The sequence below is a fragment of the Shinella sp. genome, from assembly GCF_035998705.1.
In the GTDB taxonomy this organism is placed as follows: domain Bacteria; phylum Pseudomonadota; class Alphaproteobacteria; order Rhizobiales; family Rhizobiaceae; genus Shinella.
Map to the genome: position 1 here is coordinate 45,543 of NZ_DASYHH010000022.1, position 19,726 is coordinate 65,268.

Annotated in this window: 21 protein-coding genes; 14 read left to right on the forward strand and 7 right to left on the reverse strand. The window is 63.8% G+C overall.

Features of this window, described 5'->3' with window-relative positions:
* The first annotated feature begins 64 nt into the window (after positions 1-64).
* Positions 65-2,287, forward strand: a complete 2,223-nt coding sequence (locus tag VGN93_RS16835) for a glycosyltransferase (RefSeq protein WP_327508356.1) — start codon at positions 65-67, stop codon at positions 2,285-2,287.
* A 1-nt stretch (position 2,288) separates the two neighbouring features.
* Entirely contained in the window at positions 2,289-3,272 is a 984-nt protein-coding gene (locus tag VGN93_RS16840) for a mitochondrial fission ELM1 family protein (RefSeq protein WP_327508357.1), read from the forward strand.
* Here VGN93_RS16840 and VGN93_RS16845 read toward each other — a convergent pair.
* Positions 3,244-3,711: an Lrp/AsnC family transcriptional regulator gene (locus VGN93_RS16845; protein WP_319322644.1), complete on the reverse strand. Its 468-nt coding sequence runs from the start codon at positions 3,709-3,711 to the stop codon at positions 3,244-3,246. The genes VGN93_RS16840 and VGN93_RS16845 overlap by 29 nt on opposite strands.
* Positions 3,712-3,959: 248 nt before the next feature.
* On the opposite strand from VGN93_RS16845, the gene trxB reads away from it, so the two are divergent.
* The 5 genes from trxB to VGN93_RS16870 all read left to right on the forward strand — a co-directional run bounded on the left by trxB (position 3,960) and on the right by VGN93_RS16870 (position 9,274).
* The gene (gene trxB, locus VGN93_RS16850; RefSeq protein WP_327508358.1) at positions 3,960-4,949 is read left to right on the forward strand and encodes a thioredoxin-disulfide reductase; all 990 of its coding nucleotides are present in this window, start codon (positions 3,960-3,962) and stop codon (positions 4,947-4,949) included.
* A 113-nt stretch (positions 4,950-5,062) separates the two neighbouring features.
* Entirely contained in the window at positions 5,063-5,959 is an 897-nt protein-coding gene (locus VGN93_RS16855; RefSeq protein WP_256117466.1) for a LysR family transcriptional regulator VtlR, read from the forward strand.
* Between the two features lie 515 nt (positions 5,960-6,474).
* Positions 6,475-6,780: a metalloregulator ArsR/SmtB family transcription factor gene (locus tag VGN93_RS16860; RefSeq protein WP_319322651.1), complete on the forward strand. Its 306-nt coding sequence runs from the start codon at positions 6,475-6,477 to the stop codon at positions 6,778-6,780.
* Positions 6,781-6,809: 29 nt separating this feature from the next.
* Entirely contained in the window at positions 6,810-7,931 is a 1,122-nt protein-coding gene (locus tag VGN93_RS16865) for an alkene reductase (protein ID WP_327508359.1), read from the forward strand.
* Between the two features lie 248 nt (positions 7,932-8,179).
* Positions 8,180-9,274, forward strand: coding sequence for a calcium:proton antiporter (locus VGN93_RS16870; protein ID WP_327508360.1), 1,095 nt, complete (start codon positions 8,180-8,182; stop codon positions 9,272-9,274).
* Here VGN93_RS16870 and VGN93_RS16875 read toward each other — a convergent pair.
* Positions 9,271-9,519, reverse strand: a complete 249-nt coding sequence (locus tag VGN93_RS16875) for a hypothetical protein (RefSeq protein WP_327508361.1) — start codon at positions 9,517-9,519, stop codon at positions 9,271-9,273. The genes VGN93_RS16870 and VGN93_RS16875 overlap by 4 nt on opposite strands.
* Positions 9,520-9,635: 116 nt before the next feature.
* On the reverse strand, positions 9,636-10,838 hold the full coding sequence (locus tag VGN93_RS16880; RefSeq protein WP_319322659.1) for a pyridoxal phosphate-dependent aminotransferase: 1,203 nt from the start codon (positions 10,836-10,838) through the stop codon (positions 9,636-9,638).
* Positions 10,839-11,163: 325 nt separating this feature from the next.
* On the opposite strand from VGN93_RS16880, the gene VGN93_RS16885 reads away from it, so the two are divergent.
* The 5 genes from VGN93_RS16885 (at position 11,164) to VGN93_RS16905 (ending at position 14,953) form a co-directional block, all read left to right on the forward strand.
* Positions 11,164-12,072 carry an EAL domain-containing protein gene (locus VGN93_RS16885; protein WP_327508362.1) on the forward strand — a complete coding sequence of 303 codons (909 nt, stop codon included), beginning with the start codon at positions 11,164-11,166 and terminating at the stop codon, positions 12,070-12,072.
* Positions 12,073-12,246: 174 nt separating this feature from the next.
* A complete protein-coding gene (locus VGN93_RS16890; protein ID WP_319322664.1) occupies positions 12,247-12,459 on the forward strand; it encodes a hypothetical protein in 213 nt (70 codons plus the stop codon).
* Positions 12,460-12,533: 74 nt separating this feature from the next.
* Positions 12,534-13,703, forward strand: coding sequence for a PQQ-dependent sugar dehydrogenase (locus VGN93_RS16895; RefSeq protein ID WP_327508363.1), 1,170 nt, complete (start codon positions 12,534-12,536; stop codon positions 13,701-13,703).
* A 414-nt stretch (positions 13,704-14,117) separates the two neighbouring features.
* A complete protein-coding gene (locus VGN93_RS16900) occupies positions 14,118-14,333 on the forward strand; it encodes a cold-shock protein (protein WP_064330734.1) in 216 nt (71 codons plus the stop codon).
* 137 nt (positions 14,334-14,470) lie between these two features.
* Positions 14,471-14,953 (forward strand): BA14K family protein, encoded by a 483-nt coding sequence (locus VGN93_RS16905; RefSeq protein ID WP_319322672.1) that lies wholly within the window; start codon positions 14,471-14,473, stop codon positions 14,951-14,953.
* 262 nt (positions 14,954-15,215) lie between these two features.
* Here VGN93_RS16905 and VGN93_RS16910 read toward each other — a convergent pair whose 3' ends face one another.
* The 3 genes from VGN93_RS16910 to VGN93_RS16920 all read right to left on the reverse strand — a co-directional run bounded on the left by VGN93_RS16910 (position 15,216) and on the right by VGN93_RS16920 (position 16,716).
* Positions 15,216-15,857 carry an MBL fold metallo-hydrolase gene (locus tag VGN93_RS16910; protein ID WP_327508896.1) on the reverse strand — a complete coding sequence of 214 codons (642 nt, stop codon included), beginning with the start codon at positions 15,855-15,857 and terminating at the stop codon, positions 15,216-15,218.
* A 75-nt stretch (positions 15,858-15,932) separates the two neighbouring features.
* Positions 15,933-16,097 (reverse strand): hypothetical protein, encoded by a 165-nt coding sequence (locus VGN93_RS16915; RefSeq protein WP_319322674.1) that lies wholly within the window; start codon positions 16,095-16,097, stop codon positions 15,933-15,935.
* Between the two features lie 118 nt (positions 16,098-16,215).
* Complete coding sequence (locus VGN93_RS16920; protein ID WP_327508364.1) at positions 16,216-16,716, reverse strand: Lrp/AsnC family transcriptional regulator; 501 nt, start codon at positions 16,714-16,716, stop codon at positions 16,216-16,218.
* Positions 16,717-16,802: 86 nt separating this feature from the next.
* On the opposite strand from VGN93_RS16920, the gene hppD reads away from it, so the two are divergent.
* Both hppD and VGN93_RS16930 read left to right on the forward strand, forming a co-directional pair.
* Positions 16,803-17,909, forward strand: coding sequence for a 4-hydroxyphenylpyruvate dioxygenase (hppD, locus tag VGN93_RS16925; protein WP_327508365.1), 1,107 nt, complete (start codon positions 16,803-16,805; stop codon positions 17,907-17,909).
* Between the two features lie 242 nt (positions 17,910-18,151).
* Positions 18,152-18,415 carry a hypothetical protein gene (locus VGN93_RS16930; protein ID WP_319322680.1) on the forward strand — a complete coding sequence of 88 codons (264 nt, stop codon included), beginning with the start codon at positions 18,152-18,154 and terminating at the stop codon, positions 18,413-18,415.
* Between the two features lie 237 nt (positions 18,416-18,652).
* Here the strand turns inward: VGN93_RS16930 and VGN93_RS16935 are convergent, their stop codons facing one another.
* On the reverse strand, positions 18,653-19,540 hold the full coding sequence (locus VGN93_RS16935) for a branched-chain amino acid aminotransferase (RefSeq protein WP_327508366.1): 888 nt from the start codon (positions 19,538-19,540) through the stop codon (positions 18,653-18,655).
* Between the last annotated feature and the right edge of the window lie 186 nt (positions 19,541-19,726).

A 19,726-nucleotide genomic window follows, 5' to 3' on the forward strand; every position in this document is an offset into this window, starting at 1 on the left:
GCGAAACATGCCGCCGCCGTCGCGCGCGGGCAGCCCCATCGAGCCCCGACAGCCTATCATCACGATGAACATCCTTATACTGACGCAATGTTTCCCGCCCGACGTCGGCGGGATCGAAAACATGATGGGATCGATGGCGCTCGCGCTTCAGGAAAGCGGGCACGCGGTCACGGTTCTCGCCGATGGCAAAGCGGACGCGGCGGACCCGAAGCGGCCGTTCCGCATCACGCGCTTTTCCGGCTGGAAACCGCTGCGGCGCTGGCGCAAGGCGCGCGCGGCGGAGAAACTCGCCCGCTCCGGCGCCTTCGACCAGATCATCGCCGACACCTGGAAGAGCGTCGAAAACCTCGGCGCCGTCGCCGTGCCGATCACCGTGCTCGCCCACGGCATGGAGTTCCCGGCAGCACCCTCCCCGCGCAAGGCCGAGCGCATCCGCGCCGCCATGGCCAAGGCGACGGACGTCATCGCCAATTCCTCCTTCACCGCCGGCCTTGCAGCCCCTTATGTGAAGGGCGAACGGCTGCGCGTCGTCACCCCCACCGTTCCTGCCCAGTCGGAGGCCGATCCCGAAAGGCTGCAGGCGCTGCGCGCCCTCCATGGCGACGGTTTGCAGGTCATGACGCTCTGCCGGCTGGAGCCGCGCAAGGGCGTCGACAAGCTGATCGAAGCGGTGGCGAAACTCGGTCCCGCCTATCCCGGCCTGAAGCTGCACGTCGCCGGTGACGGCACGGATCGCGCGCGGCTGGAAACCCTCGCCCGGGAGGCCGGCGTCGCGGCTACCGTGGTCTTCCACGGCCGCGTCTCGGAGGCGGAAAAGGCCGCCCTTCTCCAGCTGGCGGATGTCTTCGCCATGCCCGCCCGCCGCGAGGGCAACTCCGTCGAAGGCTTCGGCCTCGTCTATCTCGAAGCCGCCTGGTTTGGCGTGCCGAGCCTCGCCGGCCGCGATGGCGGCGCGTCCGACGCCGTGCTCGACAGCGAGACCGGCCTGCTCTGCGACGGCGCCGACGGCGCCTCGGTAACCGCGGCGCTGGACAGGCTGCTCGGCGACCGCGCGCTGCGCGAGCGCCTCGGCGAAAACGCCGCCCGGCACGCCCGCGAACAGACCTGGCAGCGCAAGATCAAGGATTTTGCCGTACGCGGCGAAGAGGCCGCGGCGCCGCGCATCATCCAGCTCCTGCCGGCGCTTGGCGATGGCGGGGTGGAGCGCAGCGCGGTGGAAATGGCCGGCCATCTCGGCACCCTCGGCGTGGAAAACTGGATCGCCAGCGCCGGCGGCCCGCTGGTTGTGGCGGCAGAGGCTGCCGGCGCCCGGCATGTGACAATCCCGGTCGGCAGGAAATCGCCCTTCGCCGCGGTTTCCGCCGCGCGCGCCATCGCGCGGCTCGTCGACGCGCAAGGCATCGACATCATCCATGCCCGCAGCCGCGTGCCGGCCTGGGTCGGCCTGCTGGCGCGGCGTCTCGCGAAACGGCCGGTGCATTTCGTCACCACCTTTCACGGCGTCTACAGCCACGGCAATGCCCTGAAACGCTTCTACAACAGCGCCATGTTGCGCGCGCCGCTGGTCATCGCCAACTCGCAGTTCATCCGCCGGCACATCACCGAGGTATACGGCTTTCCGGAGGCCCGCGTAGTCGTCGCACCCCGCGGCGTCGAGCCGGCACTCTTCGACCCCGCAAACATTTCCGCCGAGACACGGGCGGTTCTGAAGGCCGAACTCGGGGCGACGGCGAACGGACCGCTGGTGGTGATGGTCGGCCGCGTCACCCGTTGGAAGGGCCATACCGTGCTTGTGGAAGCCGCGGCCCGCCTTGCCCGGCCAGACCTGCGCCTCGCCTTCATCGGTGGCGGTTCGGAGGCACTGGTTGCCGAATTGCAGCGCGACAGTGCCCGCCTCGGCCTCGAAGGCCGCCTGCATTTCACCGGTAGCCGGCGCGACGTGCCCGCCATCCTCGCCGCCGCCGACCTCGCCGTCTCCGCCTCCACGGACCCGGAAGCCTTCGGCCGCGCCGCGATCGAAGCCCAGGCGATGGGAACACCCGTCATCGCCACGAACCACGGCGGCAGCCTCGAAACCGTGCTGCCCGGCGAGACCGGCTGGCTCGTACCGCCCGGCGACATCGCAGCGCTGGCTGCGGCACTGGAAGACGCCCTTTCCAACCCCGAGCGCTTGGCCGCCATGGGCGAAAACGGCCGGCGACATGTGCTGGCGAATTTCACCACCCGGCAGATGCTGGAAAAGGAGTTTTCCGTCTACGAAAAGCTCCTGTCGGGGCCGCGGTCCTGAGATGGCGGAAACCGGCGCCCCCGTCGTCTGGGTCCTGACGGACGGCAAGGCCGGCGACGAACAGCCGCTGATCGGCCTTGCGGAAGCGCTCGGCGCGACACCGGTCCTGCGCCGCGTGACGCCGCGCCGCGCCTTCACCTGGCTGATGCCCTGGGGGCCGATCGACCCGAAGGACGCACCGTCGAAACCGGGCTCGCCGCTCGCGCCACCCTGGCCCGACATCTGCCTCGCGACCGGCCGGCGCGCGGTGCCCTATCTGCGCAAGCTGAAAGCGTTGTCGCCGGCGACCTTCTGCGTGCTCTTCAAGGACCCGCGCACCCGCCGGCACGGCGCGGACCTGATGATCGTGCAGCAGCACGACGCACCGCGCGGCGACGATGTGCTCGTCGTCACCACCGCCCCCAACCGGCTCTCGCCGCAACGGCTGGCGGAAGCGCATGCCGCGTTTGAAGCGGCGCTCGCACCCCTGCCCCGGCCGAGGATCGCCGTACTCGTCGGCGGCAACGGCCGGCATCATCGATTCACGCAAGGCGACATCGACCGCCTGCTCCGCGGGCTGCGCGCAAAACTCCACGAGGGATGTGGTCTGATGATCACGGCCTCGCGCCGCACGCCGCCCTCGCTCGCCAAGGCGCTCGCAGATCTCGCGAAGGAACCGAACGCCCGCTTCTGGGACGGCACGGGTGAAAACCCGCTGCTCGCCTATCTCGCCTGGGCCGACGAGATCGTCGTCACGGGCGATTCGACCAATATGGTGGGCGAGGCTGCTGCCCTCGGCGTGCCCGTGCAGATTTTCCAGCCCTCCGGCCGGCACGACAAGATAGACCGCTTCATCGCGGCACTTTCCCGGGAAGCCACCATCGGCCGGTTTCCCGAGGCACCGGCCAGCGGCGGCCACGCGCTGGTGAATTCCACGCCGGCGCTTGCGGAAGAAATCCTGTCGCGTTTTCGGGATTTCAGAGCTCGACCAGCCCGACCTTCTTGACCTGGCGGATGGTCAGCATGGTGCGCACGGTATCGACCTGCGCATTGGCCGTCAGCACCTCGATGACGAAATCCTGGAAGCGGGTGAGATTTTCGGCAACGCAGTGCAGCAGGAAATCGCTGTCGCCGGAGACCATCCAGGCCTGGCGCACCATCGACCATTCGCCGGTGGCGGCCGCAAAGGCCTTGAGGTTCGCCTCCGACTGATGCTTCAGCCCGACCATGCAGAAGGCGACGAGATCGTAACCGAGCGACGGCGCATTCAGGAGCGCCGTATAACCCTCGATGATGCCCGCCTCCTCCAGTTTTCGCACCCGGCGCAGACAGGGCGGCGCGGAAATTCCGGCGCGGGTGGCCAGCTCCACATTGGTCATCCGGCCGTCGGCCTGAAGCTCTTTCAGGATACGCATGTCGATGGCGTCGAGTTCGGCACGGAACATGGGACTTTTCGAAACCTTTCAGGATGACGACCGGATGTGACCCGAATCGCCGCATCAGCGCAACATTGTTAGTGCAAGAGGCACAAATATGTCACGCGCCTTCGCTTGTCTGTTGGCAAAGCCGCGCGCGCACTTGAAACTCGCGGCACTCCCTTCATAAATGAAGGTCGAACAACGACACGCTGGCCGATGCCTGCGCGCAACCGCGCGGATCGGCGATTGGGGCGAGAACCCCGAAAGGAACGACCATGCCCGGCCCTTCTGTTTCTAGCCGCCATGTAAAGGTGCTCATCATCGGGTCCGGCCCTGCCGGCTACACCGCCGCCATCTACACCGCCCGCGCCATGCTGGAACCCGTGCTGATCGCCGGCATGGAACAGGGCGGCCAGCTGATGATCACCACGGACGTGGAGAACTATCCGGGCTACGCCGATCCGGTGCAGGGCCCGTGGATGATGGAGCAGATGCTGAAGCAGGCGCAGCATGTCGGCGCCGAGATCGTCAACGACCTCGTCACCAATGTCGACATGAACGTGCGCCCGTTCCGCATCTCCACCGACAGCGGCACCGAATGGACCGCCGACGCGCTGATCATCGCGACGGGCGCCAAGGCGAAGTGGCTCGGCATCGAGACCGAACACAAGTTCATGGGTTTCGGCGTGTCGGCCTGCGCCACCTGCGACGGCTTCTTCTACCGCAACAAGGACGTCATCGTCGTGGGCGGCGGCAATTCGGCCGTCGAGGAGGCGCTCTACCTCTCGAACCTCGCCAAGACGGTGACGGTCGTGCACCGCCGCGACGGTTTCCGCGCGGAAAAGATCCTTCAGGAGCGCCTGTTCGCCAAGGACAACGTCAAGATCGTCTGGGACCATGAGGTCGTCGAATATCTCGGCGCCGACCCCAAGCCGCCGATGCCGGCCTCCGTCAACGGCGTGAAGCTGCGCAACGTCAAGACCGGCGAGACACGCGACGTCGCCATCGACGGCGTCTTCGTGGCGATCGGCCATGCGCCGGCGGTAGACCTGTTCAAGGGCAAGCTGCGCCAGAAGCCGAACGGCTATCTGTGGACGGCGGCCGATTCCACGGCGACGGACGTGCCGGGCGTTTTTGCCGCAGGCGACGTCACCGACGACATCTATCGCCAGGCGGTCACGGCCGCCGGCATGGGCTGCATGGCGGCTCTGGAAACCGAAAAATACCTTGCAGGTCATATGCCTGTCGCAATTGCGGCCGAGTAGAAGCCGCCAACTAAGGGAGGCGGAATTGATCCGACCTCCCACGTGGGAACAGTTGATCAGCGACCAGGCGGGAAACCCACGGTTCCCCGCCATAAAGACATATGGGGGATAGAATGCCGCTGGATTGGGACAAGCTGCGGATTTTTCATGCCGCGGCCGAGGCCGGCTCGTTCACGCATGCGGCAGACAAGCTGCACCTCTCGCAGTCGGCCATCAGCCGCCAGGTGAGTGCGCTGGAGCAGGATGTCGGCATCAAGCTCTTCCACCGCCATGCCCGCGGCCTGATCCTCACCGAGCAGGGCGAAATCCTCTATCGCACCGCCCACGACGTGCTGATGAAGCTCGAAAGCGTGCGCGTGCAGCTCACCGAAAACACCGAGAAGCCGAGCGGCAAGCTGCGCATCACCACCACGGTCGGCCTCGGCCAGGGCTGGCTGACGGACAAGGTGCAGGAATTCCTCGCGCTTTACCCGGACATGCAGGTTCAGCTCATCCTCGACAACGAGGAGCTGGACGTGAACATGCGCCACGCCGACTGCGCCATTCGGCTGCGCGAACCCCAGCAGTCGGACCTCATCCAGCGCAAGCTCTTCACCGTGCACATGCACGTCTATGCCGCACCCTCCTACATCAACCGCTACGGCGAGCCGCAGTCGATCGACGATCTCGACAACCACAAGATCATCACCTTCGGGGAGCCTGCGCCGAACTACCTGCTCGACGTCAACTGGCTGGAGATCGCGGGCCGTGATTCGGACAATCCCCGCCCCTCGATCCTGCAAATCAACAGCCAGACGTCGATCAAGCGCGCCTGCCTGCTCGGCATCGGCGTCGCGATGCTGCCGGACTATATTGTCGGGCGCGATCCCGGCCTCCTGCAACTGCCGGTCAGCGCCGACATCCCGTCCTTCGATACCTATTTCTGCTATCCGAGCGAGATGAAGAACTCCGCGAAACTCAAGGTTTTCAGGGATTTCATCGTCGCCAAGGCGCGCAACTGGAACTTCTAAAACGGGCGATCGGCAAGGCCTGCGCCCAATGCATGGCTGGCATGCACATTAAATGATTGATGTATGCCCAAAAAACCACCATATCGCGCCCAGCTGATGCATTTTGGTGGCTTTTTCCTCCCAGTGCCACCGCAGCAGCTGTTCCCCTCTGGAGGTTTTATTACCTTCAAAACTATAAAGGGCCCAAGTTGATCTTGTGGCCCTCTTTTTTTGCCTTTCGTTAACCAAGGCAAAATTTTCAACATTGTTAGAAAACTTGGCACGTCCTTCTCTTGAAGAAAGGCCGGGCCTCCCCCATATTCATGTCAGTCAACGCACTTGCGGTCTTTCTCCTCCCAGTGCCGCGCGTTGGCTGTTCCCCTCTGGAGGTTCTTAAACCTTCACAACTGCAGGGCCCAAGCTTCGCTTGTGGCCCTCTTTTTTTGCCGATTTTTTTGAGCGCTCCCCTTGTATCGGCACGTGGCGAACCCAATATCGGACATACCCGATATAACCATCGACAGATCACGATAGACATGACCGCGCCCGACACCGACGAAATCCTCAAAGCGCTTGCCCATCCGAAACGGCTGGAGATTCTTGCCTGGCTGAAGGAGCCGGGCGTGCATTTCGCCGGGCAGGAGCATCCGCTGGAATTCGGCGTCTGCGCCAGCCAGATCGAGAAGCGCTGCGACCTCTCGCAGTCCACGGTTTCCGCCCACCTCGCCACCTTGCAGCGCGCCGGTCTCGTGACCACGCGCAAGGTCGGCCAGTGGGTGTTCTTCAAACGCGACGACGAAAAGATCGCGGCCTTCCTCCACCACATCAACAGCGCACTCTGAGCGCTTCCCAAGCCAGAACAGGATCCTTCATGACCACGCTTTTCGACCCTCTCAAGATCGGTGACATCCAGCTCGCCAACCGCATCGTCATGGCACCGCTGACGCGCAACCGTTCGCCGGGCGCCGTGCCGAACACGCTAAACGCCGCCTATTACGAGCAGCGCGCCTCCGCCGGCCTGCTGATCACCGAGGCGACCGCCATCACCCACCAGGGCCAGGGTTATGCCGACGTGCCGGGCCTCTACAAGCCGGAAGCGCTCGAAGGCTGGAAGCAGGTCACCGACGCCGTGCACAAGGCCGGCGGCAAGATCGTTGTGCAGATGTGGCATGTCGGCCGCATCTCGCATGACACGCTCCAGCCGAACGGCGGCAAACCTGTCGCCCCGTCGGCGATCCGCGCCAAGTCGAAGACCTACCTCATCAACGAGGACGGCAGCGGCACCTTCGCCGAAACCTCCGAGCCGCGTGCCCTTGAGCTTAACGAGCTTCCGGGCCTCATCGAGGATTACCGCCGCGCCGCCCGCGCCGCGATCGATGCCGGCTTCGACGGCGTCGAGATCCACGCGGCCAACGGCTACCTCATCGACCAGTTCCTGCGCTCCGGCAGCAACCAGCGCACCGACGAATATGGCGGCTCGATCGAAAACCGCGCCCGCCTGCTCTTCCAGGTCGTCGATGCGATCACCGCCGAAATCGGCGCCGGCCGCACGGCCATCCGCATCTCGCCGGTAACGCCCGCCAACGATTCTTCCGATCCGAACCCGCAGCCGCTCTTCACCCATGTCGTCGAAGGCCTCGCCAAATATGGCCTCGCCTATATCCACGTCATCGAAGGCGCCACGGGCGGCGCACGCGATCACCAGCAGGGCGACACGCCGTTCGACTATGCGGCACTGCGCGCAGCCTACCAGGCTGCCGGCGGCAAGGCGGCCTGGATGGTCAACAACGGCTACAACCGCGAACTCGCGATCGACGCCATCGAAGAAAACAAGGCCGACCTCGTCGCCTTCGGCAAGCTCTTCATCGCCAATCCCGATCTCGTCGAGCGCCTGAAGAACGACACCGTGCTGAACGCCCCCGACCAGGGCACCTTCTACGGCGGCGGCGCCAAGGGCTACACGGATTACCCGATCCTGGAAAACGTCGCCTGATTTCAGGCGACCCCAGCCTGGCCTACCTCCCCCTTGAGGGGGAGGTCGCCGCGAAGCGGCGGGTGGGGGTGACCCCGCGGCAAACTCCGACGTCGGCGTGTATCACCCCACCCCGGACCTTCGGCCCGACCCTCCCCCTCAAGGGGAGGGTAAAAAACGCCCGCGGTTTCCTACACCGCGGGCGTTTCCTTTTGGCGCGGCTCGGCTACATCTAGGGCAGCCGCATCTGCCGAGGAGCCCGCCCGCCCATGCTCTCCAGCCTCATGAAGGAACGTTTCCTGTTCGTCGGCCTCGCGGCCGCAATCCTCGCCTATGCGACGGAACACAGCCTCCTGGAGATGGGGCGCCTGCCGCTGCTCGTCGCGGCCTTCGCGCTGGTCGTCGCGATCATCCTCGTCTCGACCCGCATCGCGCACCACGCGGAAATCCTCGCCTCCAAGGTCGGCGATCCCTATGGCACGATGATCCTGACGCTGGCGGCGGTGCTGGTGGAGGTCGTCGTGCTGGCGATCATGATGCAGGGCGAAACCTCGCCGACGCTGGTGCGCGATACGATCTATGCCGCGGTGATGCTCGACATCAACGGCATCCTCGGCCTCGCGGCCCTGCTCGGCGGCATCCGCCATGGCGAACAGCCCTACAATGACGATTCGGGAAAGACCTACGGCGTGATGATCCTGACGGCCATGGGCATTTCCATGGTCGTGCCGGAATTCGTGCCGCGCGAAAGCTGGCACCTCTATTCCGCCTTCACCATCGGCGCGATGATCGCGCTCTACGGCGTCTTCCTGCGCATGCAGGTTGGCCCGCACTCTTATTTCTTCAGCTACGCCTATCCGCGCGCCGAGCGGAAGGAAGGTCTGCCGAGCAAGGCGCTGGACGAGAACGAACCGGCGACCTTCTCGATTATCATCATCGTTCTCGGCGTCGTGCTGATCGGCGCGCTTGCCGAAGTCATGTCCGTGCTGCTCGGCGTCGGCCTCAAGGGCTCCGGCGCGCCGCCGGCGCTGATGGCGGTGGTCGTGGCGGCGATCTCGGCCGCGCCCGAAATCCTGACGGCATTGCGCGCGGCGCTTGCCAACCGCATGCAATCGGTCGTCAACATCGCCATGGGCGCCTCGCTCTCCACCGTCATCCTGACGGTGCCGGTGATGGAGGCGATCGCGCTCTATACTAGCCAGCCCTTCGTGATGGCGATGACGCCCGTTCAGACGGTGATGGTGACGATCACGCTGATCGCCGCCGCCATCAACCTCAACGACGGCGAGACGAACGCCATTGAGGGCATGACGCACTTCATCCTCTTCGCCACCTTCATCATGCTGACGATGATCGGCCTTTAGCGGTCGTACTCGCGGGTCAGGCCCTTGTAATATTCGCCCGGATCGAAGCGCAGGGTGCGGGACTTGTCCGGATTGTTCAGGAAATAATCGTAGAAGGACATCGCCTCGACGCGGTCGCTGACGACGACGCGGCCGCGCGGCGTCCCGTCGCCCCGTTCCGCTTTGCCATAACCGTCCGCGGCAAGCGCGGATGTGGCGGCGAGAAGGCTCACGAGGCCGGCGATGGGGAGTGGCTTGGCTTTCATGGTCCTGCTCCGATGTTCGTCTCTTTCCTATATCGGAAGCGAAAGCGGAAATGTCATGGCCCCAAAACAAAAAACCCGCCGTCTCCGGCGGGTTTCGATGTCGAGGCTGAAGGTCCTTACTTGCAGGCCCCGCAGAAGCGCTGGATGCGCTTGCAGGCCTCTTCGAGCTGCTCTTCCGAGGTCGCATAGGAAATGCGGAAGTTCGGGCCGAGGCCGAAGGCCGAGCCGTGCACGACGGCCACACCTTCCGCTTCCAAGAGTTCCGACACGAAATCCTCGTCCGTCTCGATGACCTTGCCCGACGGCGCGGTCTTGCCGATCAGCCCCTTGCAGGACGGATAGACGTAGAAAGCGCCCTCGGGAGACGGGCACTCGATGCCCTTGGCCTGGTTCAGCATGGAGACGACGAGGTCGCGGCGGCCTTCGAAGATCTTCTTATTTTCCGGAATGAAGGCCTGCGTGCCGTTCAGCGCCTCGACGGCCGCCCACTGGGCGATCGAGCAGGCGCCCGACGTCTGCTGGCCCTGGATCATGTCCATCGCCTTGATCAACGAGAGCGGGCCGGCCGCATAGCCGATACGCCAGCCGGTCATCGCATAGGCCTTGGAGACGCCGTTCATCGTCAGCGTGCGATCGTAGAGGCCGGGCTCGACTTCGACCGGGGTGGCGAACTTGAAGTCGCCATAGGTCAGGTGCTCGTACATGTCGTCGGTCAGCACCCAGACCTGCGGGTGGCGCATCAGCACGTCGGTCAGCGCCTTCAGCTCGTCATGGCTGTAGGCGGCACCCGACGGGTTGGAGGGCGAGTTGAAGATGAACCACTTGGTCTTCGGCGTGATCGCCTTTTCGAGATCCTCGGCCTTCAGCTTGAAATTGTTTTCCTGCGTCGTCGCGACGAAGACCGGCGTGCCGCCGCACAGCGCCACCATTTCCGGGTAGGACACCCAGTAAGGTGTTGGGATAACGACTTCATCGCCCGCATTCAGGGTCGCCATGAAGGCGTTGAAAAGAATCTGCTTTCCGCCGGTGCCGACGATCGTCTGCGCCGCCGTGTAGTCGAGGTTGTTCTCGCGCTTGAATTTTTTCGCGATCGCCTCGCGCAGTTCCGGAATGCCGGAGACCGGCGTGTACTTCGTCTCGCCGCGGTTGATCGCGTCGATGGCCGCCTGCTTGATATTGTCCGGCGTGTCGAAATCGGGTTCGCCTGCACCAAGCCCGATGACGTCACGGCCTTTGGCTTTCAGCTCGCGCGCTTTCTGGGAAACGGCGATGGTGGCGGAAGGCTTCACACGGGAAAGGGCGTCGGCAAGAAAGGCCATGATGGAGATGTCCTCATCGGGTTCAAAGACGGCTTGACGCCATGGACCCGGAGCGCCGGGCTCCATAGCGGTTAGGTCTATGTCGAATGTGCGCCGGTCTTGCAAGCGCGAAGGGCGAAAAAAGCGGAAAAGCCGGGCGCGCACGCGAAATTTCATCAACGCCATCAGCGATGCGAATGAATTGCGGCGGCGTCGCCAAATCATCACACTAAAGGGTTGAAACGGCTTTTAATAATAAAGATTTTTACGCGAAGGATTAAGGTGCCGTTAAGGGGTGTCGCCTATGCTGGCGCTGTCGTGATCGTTCCGGCGGATGGTGCGCTGCATGAGCGAAAGAAGCATATTCTCCAATCTCGTCCGTCAACCGGACGGCGCCCTCAGTGCGCTCTACGGCCCCTATCTGCTGCAATCCGCCCTCCAGCCGATTTTTTCGGAACGGGCGGATGGGCGGTTGCAGATCGAGGCATTCAAGGGCCTGATCCGCGCCAGCATGGGCGACATGCCCTGTTCGCCTGCCGATTTCTTTCAGCGCGTGCCGGCGGAGGAGCGCGCCGCGGTGGACGGCCTTTGCCGCAGCCTGCACATCCTGAATGCCGGCGCGCTCGGCCGCCGCGATGCCGCACTCATCGTCAATTTCCAGGCAGGCCTCTATTTGACGCAGCCGGCGATCCGCCAGGAGGTGGAGTGGCTGCGGCTTGCCGCCCACGAGGCCGGTCTGCCGCCGGCGCGCATCGCCTGCGAGATCCGCGAACATCCCTATGACGACCCGGACGTGCTGTCGCGTTTCGCCATGCGGCTGCACGAAAGCGGCTTTGCCATCGCCATCGACGACTATACGGGCGAGGACCGCGATCTCGAGCGCCTGCAACGGTTGCAGCCGCAATTCGTGACCTTCGACACCGCCTGGCTCGGCAGCTTCGCCGAAAACTCCGCGGGCCTTGCGCTGCTGCGCGTCGTCATCGGCCAGTTCGCCCAGAAGGGCATCACCGCCATCGTCGCCGGCATCGAGGAGCCGGAAATGATCGAGATGTGCCGCGAGATGGGCGAGCCGCTGATGCAGGGATACCTTCTCGCCCGTCCGGAACTGGCGCCGACGAGCTTCAACCTCACCTTCCCCGAGCTTGAGGACGAGCCTGTGCAGGCGCTGGCCGAACTCACCGCGGCGGCAAGCGCCGCACCGTCTGAAACCCGCGTCGTCCGCCCCCTTCGCCAGTTCGGCAGAAGAGGTATCTAAAACGGTGCAACCGGCCGCTCTATTCGCTCGAAGATACTGAAAATCCGGCTTTTTTACCCTGCCATCTTTTCGCCGCAATAAATGCCGTGCCTTGCCGTAATTCGGTCCTTCTCGCGCCGATTTCGGCGGGCTTTTTCGATGTCACGGCAAAGCGAAAAGACGAAGGGGAAAACGATGTTTCTGGACGAGGACAAGGTCGGCAACAAGCCGAAGGTGCGCGAAGCCCGCGCCATGTTCCTGATCGCCATGACGGCGCTTGCCGCCTGCGTCGCGATGGTCATCAGCCTGATGTCGCCGCCGGCCGTGGCGCTGGACACGATCAAGACGTCCGGCATCGAGAAGACCGCCAACGATCTTCAGCCCGTGCACCAGCCCACGCAAAAGTGACGCGACCGCGCCGTCGACACTCTTGAAAGCCGCCCCGCTCTGGGCCAGTTAACGGCGAAGGACGGGAGACGGTGATGCGACAGGATATTCGGCGCTTGCAAGCCATCGTGAAGAGCGCGACCGCGGCTTTCCTCTTCGCCGCCGTGCTCACCACCTCCCCCGTCGCCGCAGAAACCCGCGAATTCCCCAGCAAGAAGGCCCCGCTCGCCGTCGAGACGCTGGCAACCGGCCTCAACCAGCCCTGGTCCGTCGAAGTGCTGCCGGATGGCGGCTATCTCGTTTCGGAAAAACAGGGAACGCTCCGCCTCGTCAGGAACGGCCGGGTTTCCGCCCCGATCAGCGGCGTGCCCGCGGTCGCCGCAAACGGCCAGGGCGGCCTGCTCGACATCGCGCTTGCCCCCGATTTCGCGACGAGCCGCACGCTCTACCTGACCTACAGCGAAAGGGGCGATGGCGGCGCGGGCACGGCGGTCGCCAAGGCAAGACTTTCCGCCGACGACACCGCGCTCGAAGACACGACGCGCATCTTCCTGATGAGCCGGCTTACGCCGCGCGGCCAGCATTTCGGCTCGCGCATCGCGATCGCCAGAGACGGCAGCCTGTTCTTCGGCATTGGCGACCGGGGCGAAGGCGAGCGCGCGCAGGACCCCCGCGATCATGCCGGCGCCATCCTGCACATCAACCCGGACGGCAGCCCGCATGCCGACAATCCTTTCCTCGGCACCTCCGACGGGCTGGCCGAAATCTGGTCCAAGGGCCACCGCAACCCGCAGGGCCTGACGATCGACCCGAAGGACGGCATGCTGCTTTCCGCCGAGCACGGCGCGCGTGGCGGCGACGAGATCAACAACCCGCAGCCCGGCCGCAACTACGGCTGGCCGCTCGTCTCTTACGGCCGGCATTATTCGGGGGCCGAATTCGACCTTGGCTCATCGGCCAAGGGTTTCGAGGAGCCGCTTTATTACTGGGATCCGTCCATCGCCCCCGGCGCGATCGCCGTCTACCGCGGCGCGATGTTCCCTGAATGGGACGGCAACCTCTTCGTGGCGGCGCTCAAATACCACCTCCTCGCCCGCCTGGAGCGCGACGAGAGCGGGGCGATCATCTCGGAAGAACGGCTGTTCGACGGTGAATTCGGCCGAATCCGCGACGTGGTCGTCGCGCCCGACGGCGCCCTGCTTCTCCTGACCGACGATGCAAGCGGCGCGCTGTTGCGTGTCTCCCGCGCGACCGCGACAGAGTGACGGCAGCACCCGGGCACGCGTTGCTTCGACCCCCGCAATATAAGTCGGACCAGACGCGCCGAAGCAGTTGTAACCTGCAGCAATTTTCGGCAATCGCCCGGAATTTGACCAAAGTGAGGCGCGTCAAACACACCCCAAAACTTTTGCTTGCCAATTTCAAGCAAACGCATCACTCTTGCGCCGTTCGGGCAATTTGCGAACACGGGAAGACCTTGAATAAAAGCGCGCCGGAGACGCGAAATAATTCCGGGCAGCCAAGATCCGCACAGTCCGCAAGACTGTCTGGGGATGGCTGGCTGCGGTGAAAACGGGACCCTTTCCTCAACCTCGAGAACTGCCTGCCTAACGCCCCTCGGGGCAAAACTATATGCTGCCCGCCGCCAAATTACGGGCAGAGAGAAAAGGACCTGACGCATGGCCGAGACTGGCACCGTAAAATTCTTCAACACCGAGAAAGGCTTTGGCTTCATCAAACCCGACAACGGTGGTGCGGATATCTTCGTACACATTTCCGCTGTGCAGGCTTCCGGCCTGAACGGCCTTTCCGAGAACCAGAAGGTAAGCTTCGACACGGAACCTGATCGTCGCGGCAAGGGGCCGAAGGCGGTCAACCTGCAGATCGCCGGCTGAACCGGCTTTCCCTCAGGATTTTCAAGTTGGAGCCCGGCAGAGATGCCGGGTTTTTTCGTTCAGCCACCGTTCAGCCTCGTTCTTCTAGTTTGTTCCCGTCATCACCGGCAAAGGCCGGCGTCCAAAGGAACGGCACTATGAACAAATTCATCAAGACACTCGTGTTGTCCGCTGCCGTCGCCGCGACGACGCTCACCGCAACCGCGGGCGTCGTTGAAGCACGCGACCGCAATCGTGACGGCTACTGGCGCGAAGGCGACCCCTACGAATACCGCAAGCCGCGCCGCCACAATCGCGACCGCGACTATGGCCGCAATCACGGTCGCAACCATGGCCGCGACGCCGTCATCGGCGGTGCGCTTGGCCTGGCCACCGGCGTCATCATCGGCAACGCGATCGCCAACCAGCCGCGTTATGAAAACCGCGTCTATGTGGAGCCGGATTATTACCCGGAGCCCGAGCCGCGCGTGATCTACCGCCGGCCGGTCGTCGTGCAGACCTATGAGCCGTGGACCCAGTCCTGGTATAACTACTGCTCGCAACGCTACCGGTCGTTCAACCCGAACACCGGAACCTTCGTCGGCTACGACGGCCTGGAGCACTTCTGCACCGCGGGCTGAAGCAGCAGCGGTCTCACATCAAAAGGCGGGCGCTACATGGCGCCCGCCTTTTTTGTTGGTTAGCGTCACGGGGTGTCACACCCCCCTCTGCCCTGCCGGGCATCTCCCCCTCAAGGGGGGAGATCGGCAAGTGGCAACGATTCAACTTATTAATGACGTTTCGGGAAATGGCATGTGCAAGCCTCCTGCCGATCTCCCCCCTTGAGGGGGAGATGCCCGGCAGGGCAGAGGGGGGTATCCCGGCCAACTCTAAACGCCAGCGTTAAAGCCCGCGCAGGTACGGATTGGTGCGGCGCTCTTCGCCGATCTTGCCGCCCGGGCCGTGGCCGCAGAGGAAGCCGACTTCGTCGCCGAGCGGGAACACCTTGTCGCGGATCGAGTCCAGCAGTTGCTGGTGGTTGCCGCCCGGCAGGTCCGTGCGGCCGACCGAGCCCTGGAACAGCACGTCGCCGAGATGGGCGACCCCCTGCTTGCGGTGGAAGTAGATGACATGACCCGGCGCGTGGCCCGGCGTGTGATAGACCTCGAACTCGTGGTCGCCGAAGGAAACCTTGTCGCCGTCCTCCAGCCAGCGGTCCGGCACCACATTGCTGACCTTCATCGGCACGCCGAACATCGAGGCCTGCGCCTCCAGCCGCTGCAACAGGGAGAGATCGTCCTTGTGCGGGCCGACGATCTCGATGCCGAGCGCGTCCTTCAGTTCCTTGGCGCCGCCGGCATGGTCGATATGGCCGTGCGTCAGCCAGATTTCCTTTACCGTGATGCCGTTGTCCTTCACCGTCTGCAGGATCACCTCGACGTCGCCGCCGGGATCGACGACCACGCCCTCTTTCGTCTCGCTGTCGAAGAGAATGGTGCAGTTCTGCTGGAAGGGGGTGACGGGAATGATGCCCGCCTGAAGCATGCCCATGGGGTCCTCGCTCGGTTGCCGCTTTGCGCCTGATATAGCCGCAAGGGAGAGCGAAGACCAAGCGCCAACTCAGGGCAGGCTTGCCAGCTCCTGCGCGGGACCGGTCGCAAGCGTCGGCGAAACGGTGGAGAAGAGCAGCGCGACGACGGCGATATTGACCGCGGCATAGAGATAGACGACGGGACGCAGGCGCGTCGCGACCGGGTTCTGCTGGCTGGTGGAGTTCGTCTGCATCGTCCTGTTCCCTGACATCTTGTCCGTGTGTGTCTGGTTTCTACAACGGCACGGGACTCCGGCGTGTTCCGCCGGGAACAGGGCAAAGCGGACGGCTGTTGCCGAAGGGCAACAATCCTCAGAGCGGCAAAGCGGTCGTTTCCTTCAATGTGTCGAGCACGATCGCCGTCTTCACATGGGAGACGGATTCGTGCGGCAGCAGCACGTCGTTGACGAAGGCGGAGAGCGCTTTCAGGTTCGGCACGACGACCTTGATGATATAGTCCATCTCGCCCGTCAGCGAAAACGCCTCCAGCACTTCCGGCAGGTTGGAGATCAGCCGCGCGAAGCGCACCGCATTGTCGCGGTTGTGCGTGGAGAGCGTCACCGTGACGACGATGACGATGCCGAGGTCGAGCTTTTCCCGGTCGAGCTCCGCCCGGTAGGCGCGGATGACGCCCTCCTCCTCCAGCCGGATGCGCCGGCGCGAACATTGCGACGGCGACAGGTTGATGCGCTCCGACAGCTCGTTGTTCGTCAGGCGCGCATCCTGCTGCAAATGCGAAAGCAGTTTTCGATCGAAGTCGTCCAGATGCACGGATTGCCCTCCTATAGGCGCTATGGCGCACGAATATCGCATGAAAGCGTCAGATCACAAGCATAATGCACGCACATTGCACGGCAAACGCGCCATACTCCCCTCACCAGATCCGAGGAGGACGAACGATGGGCCCTTTCCCGCATGATGCACCGCCGGCCGTGATCACCGCCGACAACCCGGCCGGCACCGACGGGTTCGAGTTCGTCGAATTCGCCCATCCGGAGCCGGAAAAGCTCGAAGAGCTTTTCGCCCGCATGGGCTACAGCAAGGTCGCGACCCACCGCGAGAAGGCGATCTCTGTCTGGCGCCAGGGCGACATCAACTATGTCGTCAATGCCGAGCCCGGCTCGCATGCCATGAGGTTCGCCGAGGTGCACGGCCCCTGCGCCGCGTCGATGGCCTGGCGCGTGGTCGATGCGAAACACGCCTTCGAGCATGCCGTCTCCAAGGGAGCGACGCCCTACGAAGGCAACGACAAGGCGCTCGATGTGCCGGCCATCGTCGGCATCGGCGGCTCGCTGCTCTATTTCATCGAGAAATACGGCGCCAAAGGTTCCGCCTATGACGCGGAATTCGACTGGACGGGCGCGCGTGACCCGAAGCCGGAAGGTGTCGGCTTCTATTTCCTCGATCACCTCACCCACAATGTCTACCGCGGCAACATGGACAAGTGGTGGGACTTCTACCGCGAGCTCTTCAACTTCAAACAGATCCATTTCTTCGACATCGACGGCCGCATCACCGGCCTCGTCTCGCGCGCCATCACGTCCGCCTGCGGCAAGATCCGCATTCCGCTGAACGAATCGAAGGACGAGACGAGCCAGATCGTCGAATACCTGAAGAAGTACAAGGGCGAAGGCATCCAGCACATCGCCGTCGGCACCGACGGGATCTACGACGCCACCGACAAGCTCGCGGCAAACGGGGTAAAATTCATGCCCGGCCCGCCGGAGACCTATTACGACCGGTCCTATGTGCGCGTCGTCGGCCATGAGGAGCCGGTCGAGCGCATGAAGAAACACGGTATCCTGATCGACGGCGAAGGTGTCGTCGATGGCGGCATGACGAAGATCCTTTTGCAGATCTTCTCGAAAACCGTGATCGGCCCGATCTTCTTCGAGTTCATCCAGCGCAAGGGCGACGAAGGTTTCGGCGAGGGCAACTTCCGCGCCCTCTTCGAATCGATCGAGGAAGACCAGATCCGCCGCGGCGTCATCGCGGCAGCAGAATAACAACCGCGGCACCAAGCCATGCGGGGAAGGAGGAGGCGGTCGCGCAAGCGGCCGCCTCTTTTCGTCGGAAAATCTCCGGTGCAGGACGCACACGGGCAAATTGACTTATCCCGAAATTGTTCGCACGTTGCAGCTGCCGAATTTTTCGGCAACGGCGCGCGGGCTTCAGACCGCGCCCGATAGCGAGGCAAGCGTCCGGCTCGGGCACTCTCATTCCGGGCGGACCTTTCGGAGGGGAAGTCATGGAAGCATTGGTACCCATCATCACGCAACTCGTCGCGGGCGCGGTCGGGGGGAATGTCGCCGGCGCAGCCTTGAAACAGGCGGCCGTGAGCGTGATCGTTCGCACCGTCGTCGGCGCCATCGGAGGCGTCGGGGGCGGCTTTCTCCTGCAGATGCTCGGCGGCGAAGCGGGCCTTAGCGGCCTCGTCGCCAACGGCATCGGCGGCCTCGTCGGCGGCGGCGTGCTGACGGCGATCGCCGGTGCCGTGCTCGGCAAGAAGTAAGCTGCGGCTTATTTGGAAAAGAGAAGGCGGCCCTCGCGGCCGCCTTTGTATTGGTGGGGTTTACCCCCCTCTGGCCTGCCGGCCATCTCCCCCTCAAGGGGGGAGATCGGCAAGACGAGAGACCACAGCTTCAGATGCAACGTCTATGATGGGCGAAACATTGCCCCATCCGATCTCCCCCCTTGAGGGGGAGATGCCCGGCAGGGCAGAGGGGGGTGCTTCCACACCCGCAGCCGCTTATTCCGCAGCAGCCGCGACCGGATAGACTTCCTTCATATAGTCGTTCATCAGCGTTTCGCAGATCGTGCCCGGCGTGAAGCGGTAGGGGCCGATTTCCGAGACCGGCGTCACTTCGGCGGCCGAGCCCGTCAGGAAGCATTCGGAGAAGTTCGAAAGCTCTTCCGGCATGATCACCCGCTCGACGACCTCATAGCCGCGGCGCTTGGCAAGACCGATGACGGTGCGGCGCGTGATGCCGTCGAGGAAGCAGTCCGGCACCGGCGTATGGATAACGCCGTCCTTGACGAAGAAGACGTTGGCACCGGTCGCTTCAGCCACCTGGCCGCGATAATCGAGCATCAGCGCATCCGCATAGCCCTTGGCTTCGGCGGCGTGCTTGGAGATCGTGCAGATCATGTAGAGGCCGGCGGCCTTCGACTTCGACGGCGCGGTCTTCGGGTCGGGGCGGCGATACTCGGCGATGTCGAGGCGGATGCCCTTCAGCTTTTCGGCCGGGTTGAAGTAGCTGCCCCACTGCCAGATGGCGATCGCCACGTTGATGCGGTTGTTCTGCGCCGAAACGCCCATCATCTCCGAACCGCGCCAGGCGATCGGCCGCGCATAGGCTTCGGAAAAGCCCTGGCGCTTCAGGAGCTCGATGGTGGCCGCATCCAGCTCTTCCACCGAATAGGGAATCTTGAAGCCGAGGATCTCGGCCGAGGCATGCAGGCGCTGGTTATGCTCGGTGAGCTTGAAGATGCGCCCGCCATAGGCGCGCTCGCCTTCGAACACCGCGCTTGCATAGTGCAGGCCGTGCGTCAGCACGTGGATCTTTGCGTCCTTCCAGTCGACGAATTCGCCGTTGAACCAGATTTGTCCGTCCAGTTGGTCAAAGGGAACTGCCATCGTGTCATCCTCCGGCGCCGTCGCGCCATTCTTTCAAGTTGATTGTTTCGCCCGTTACGGTCTAACCAGAAACGGGCAGGATTACCTGATTGAGAGCGTAATCCGGATCGGGGATCGGCAAAACACCGGATTTCTTCGGCGCCCGGGACCGCGATTGGCGCGGAACCTATCAAGGGCGAAAAAATA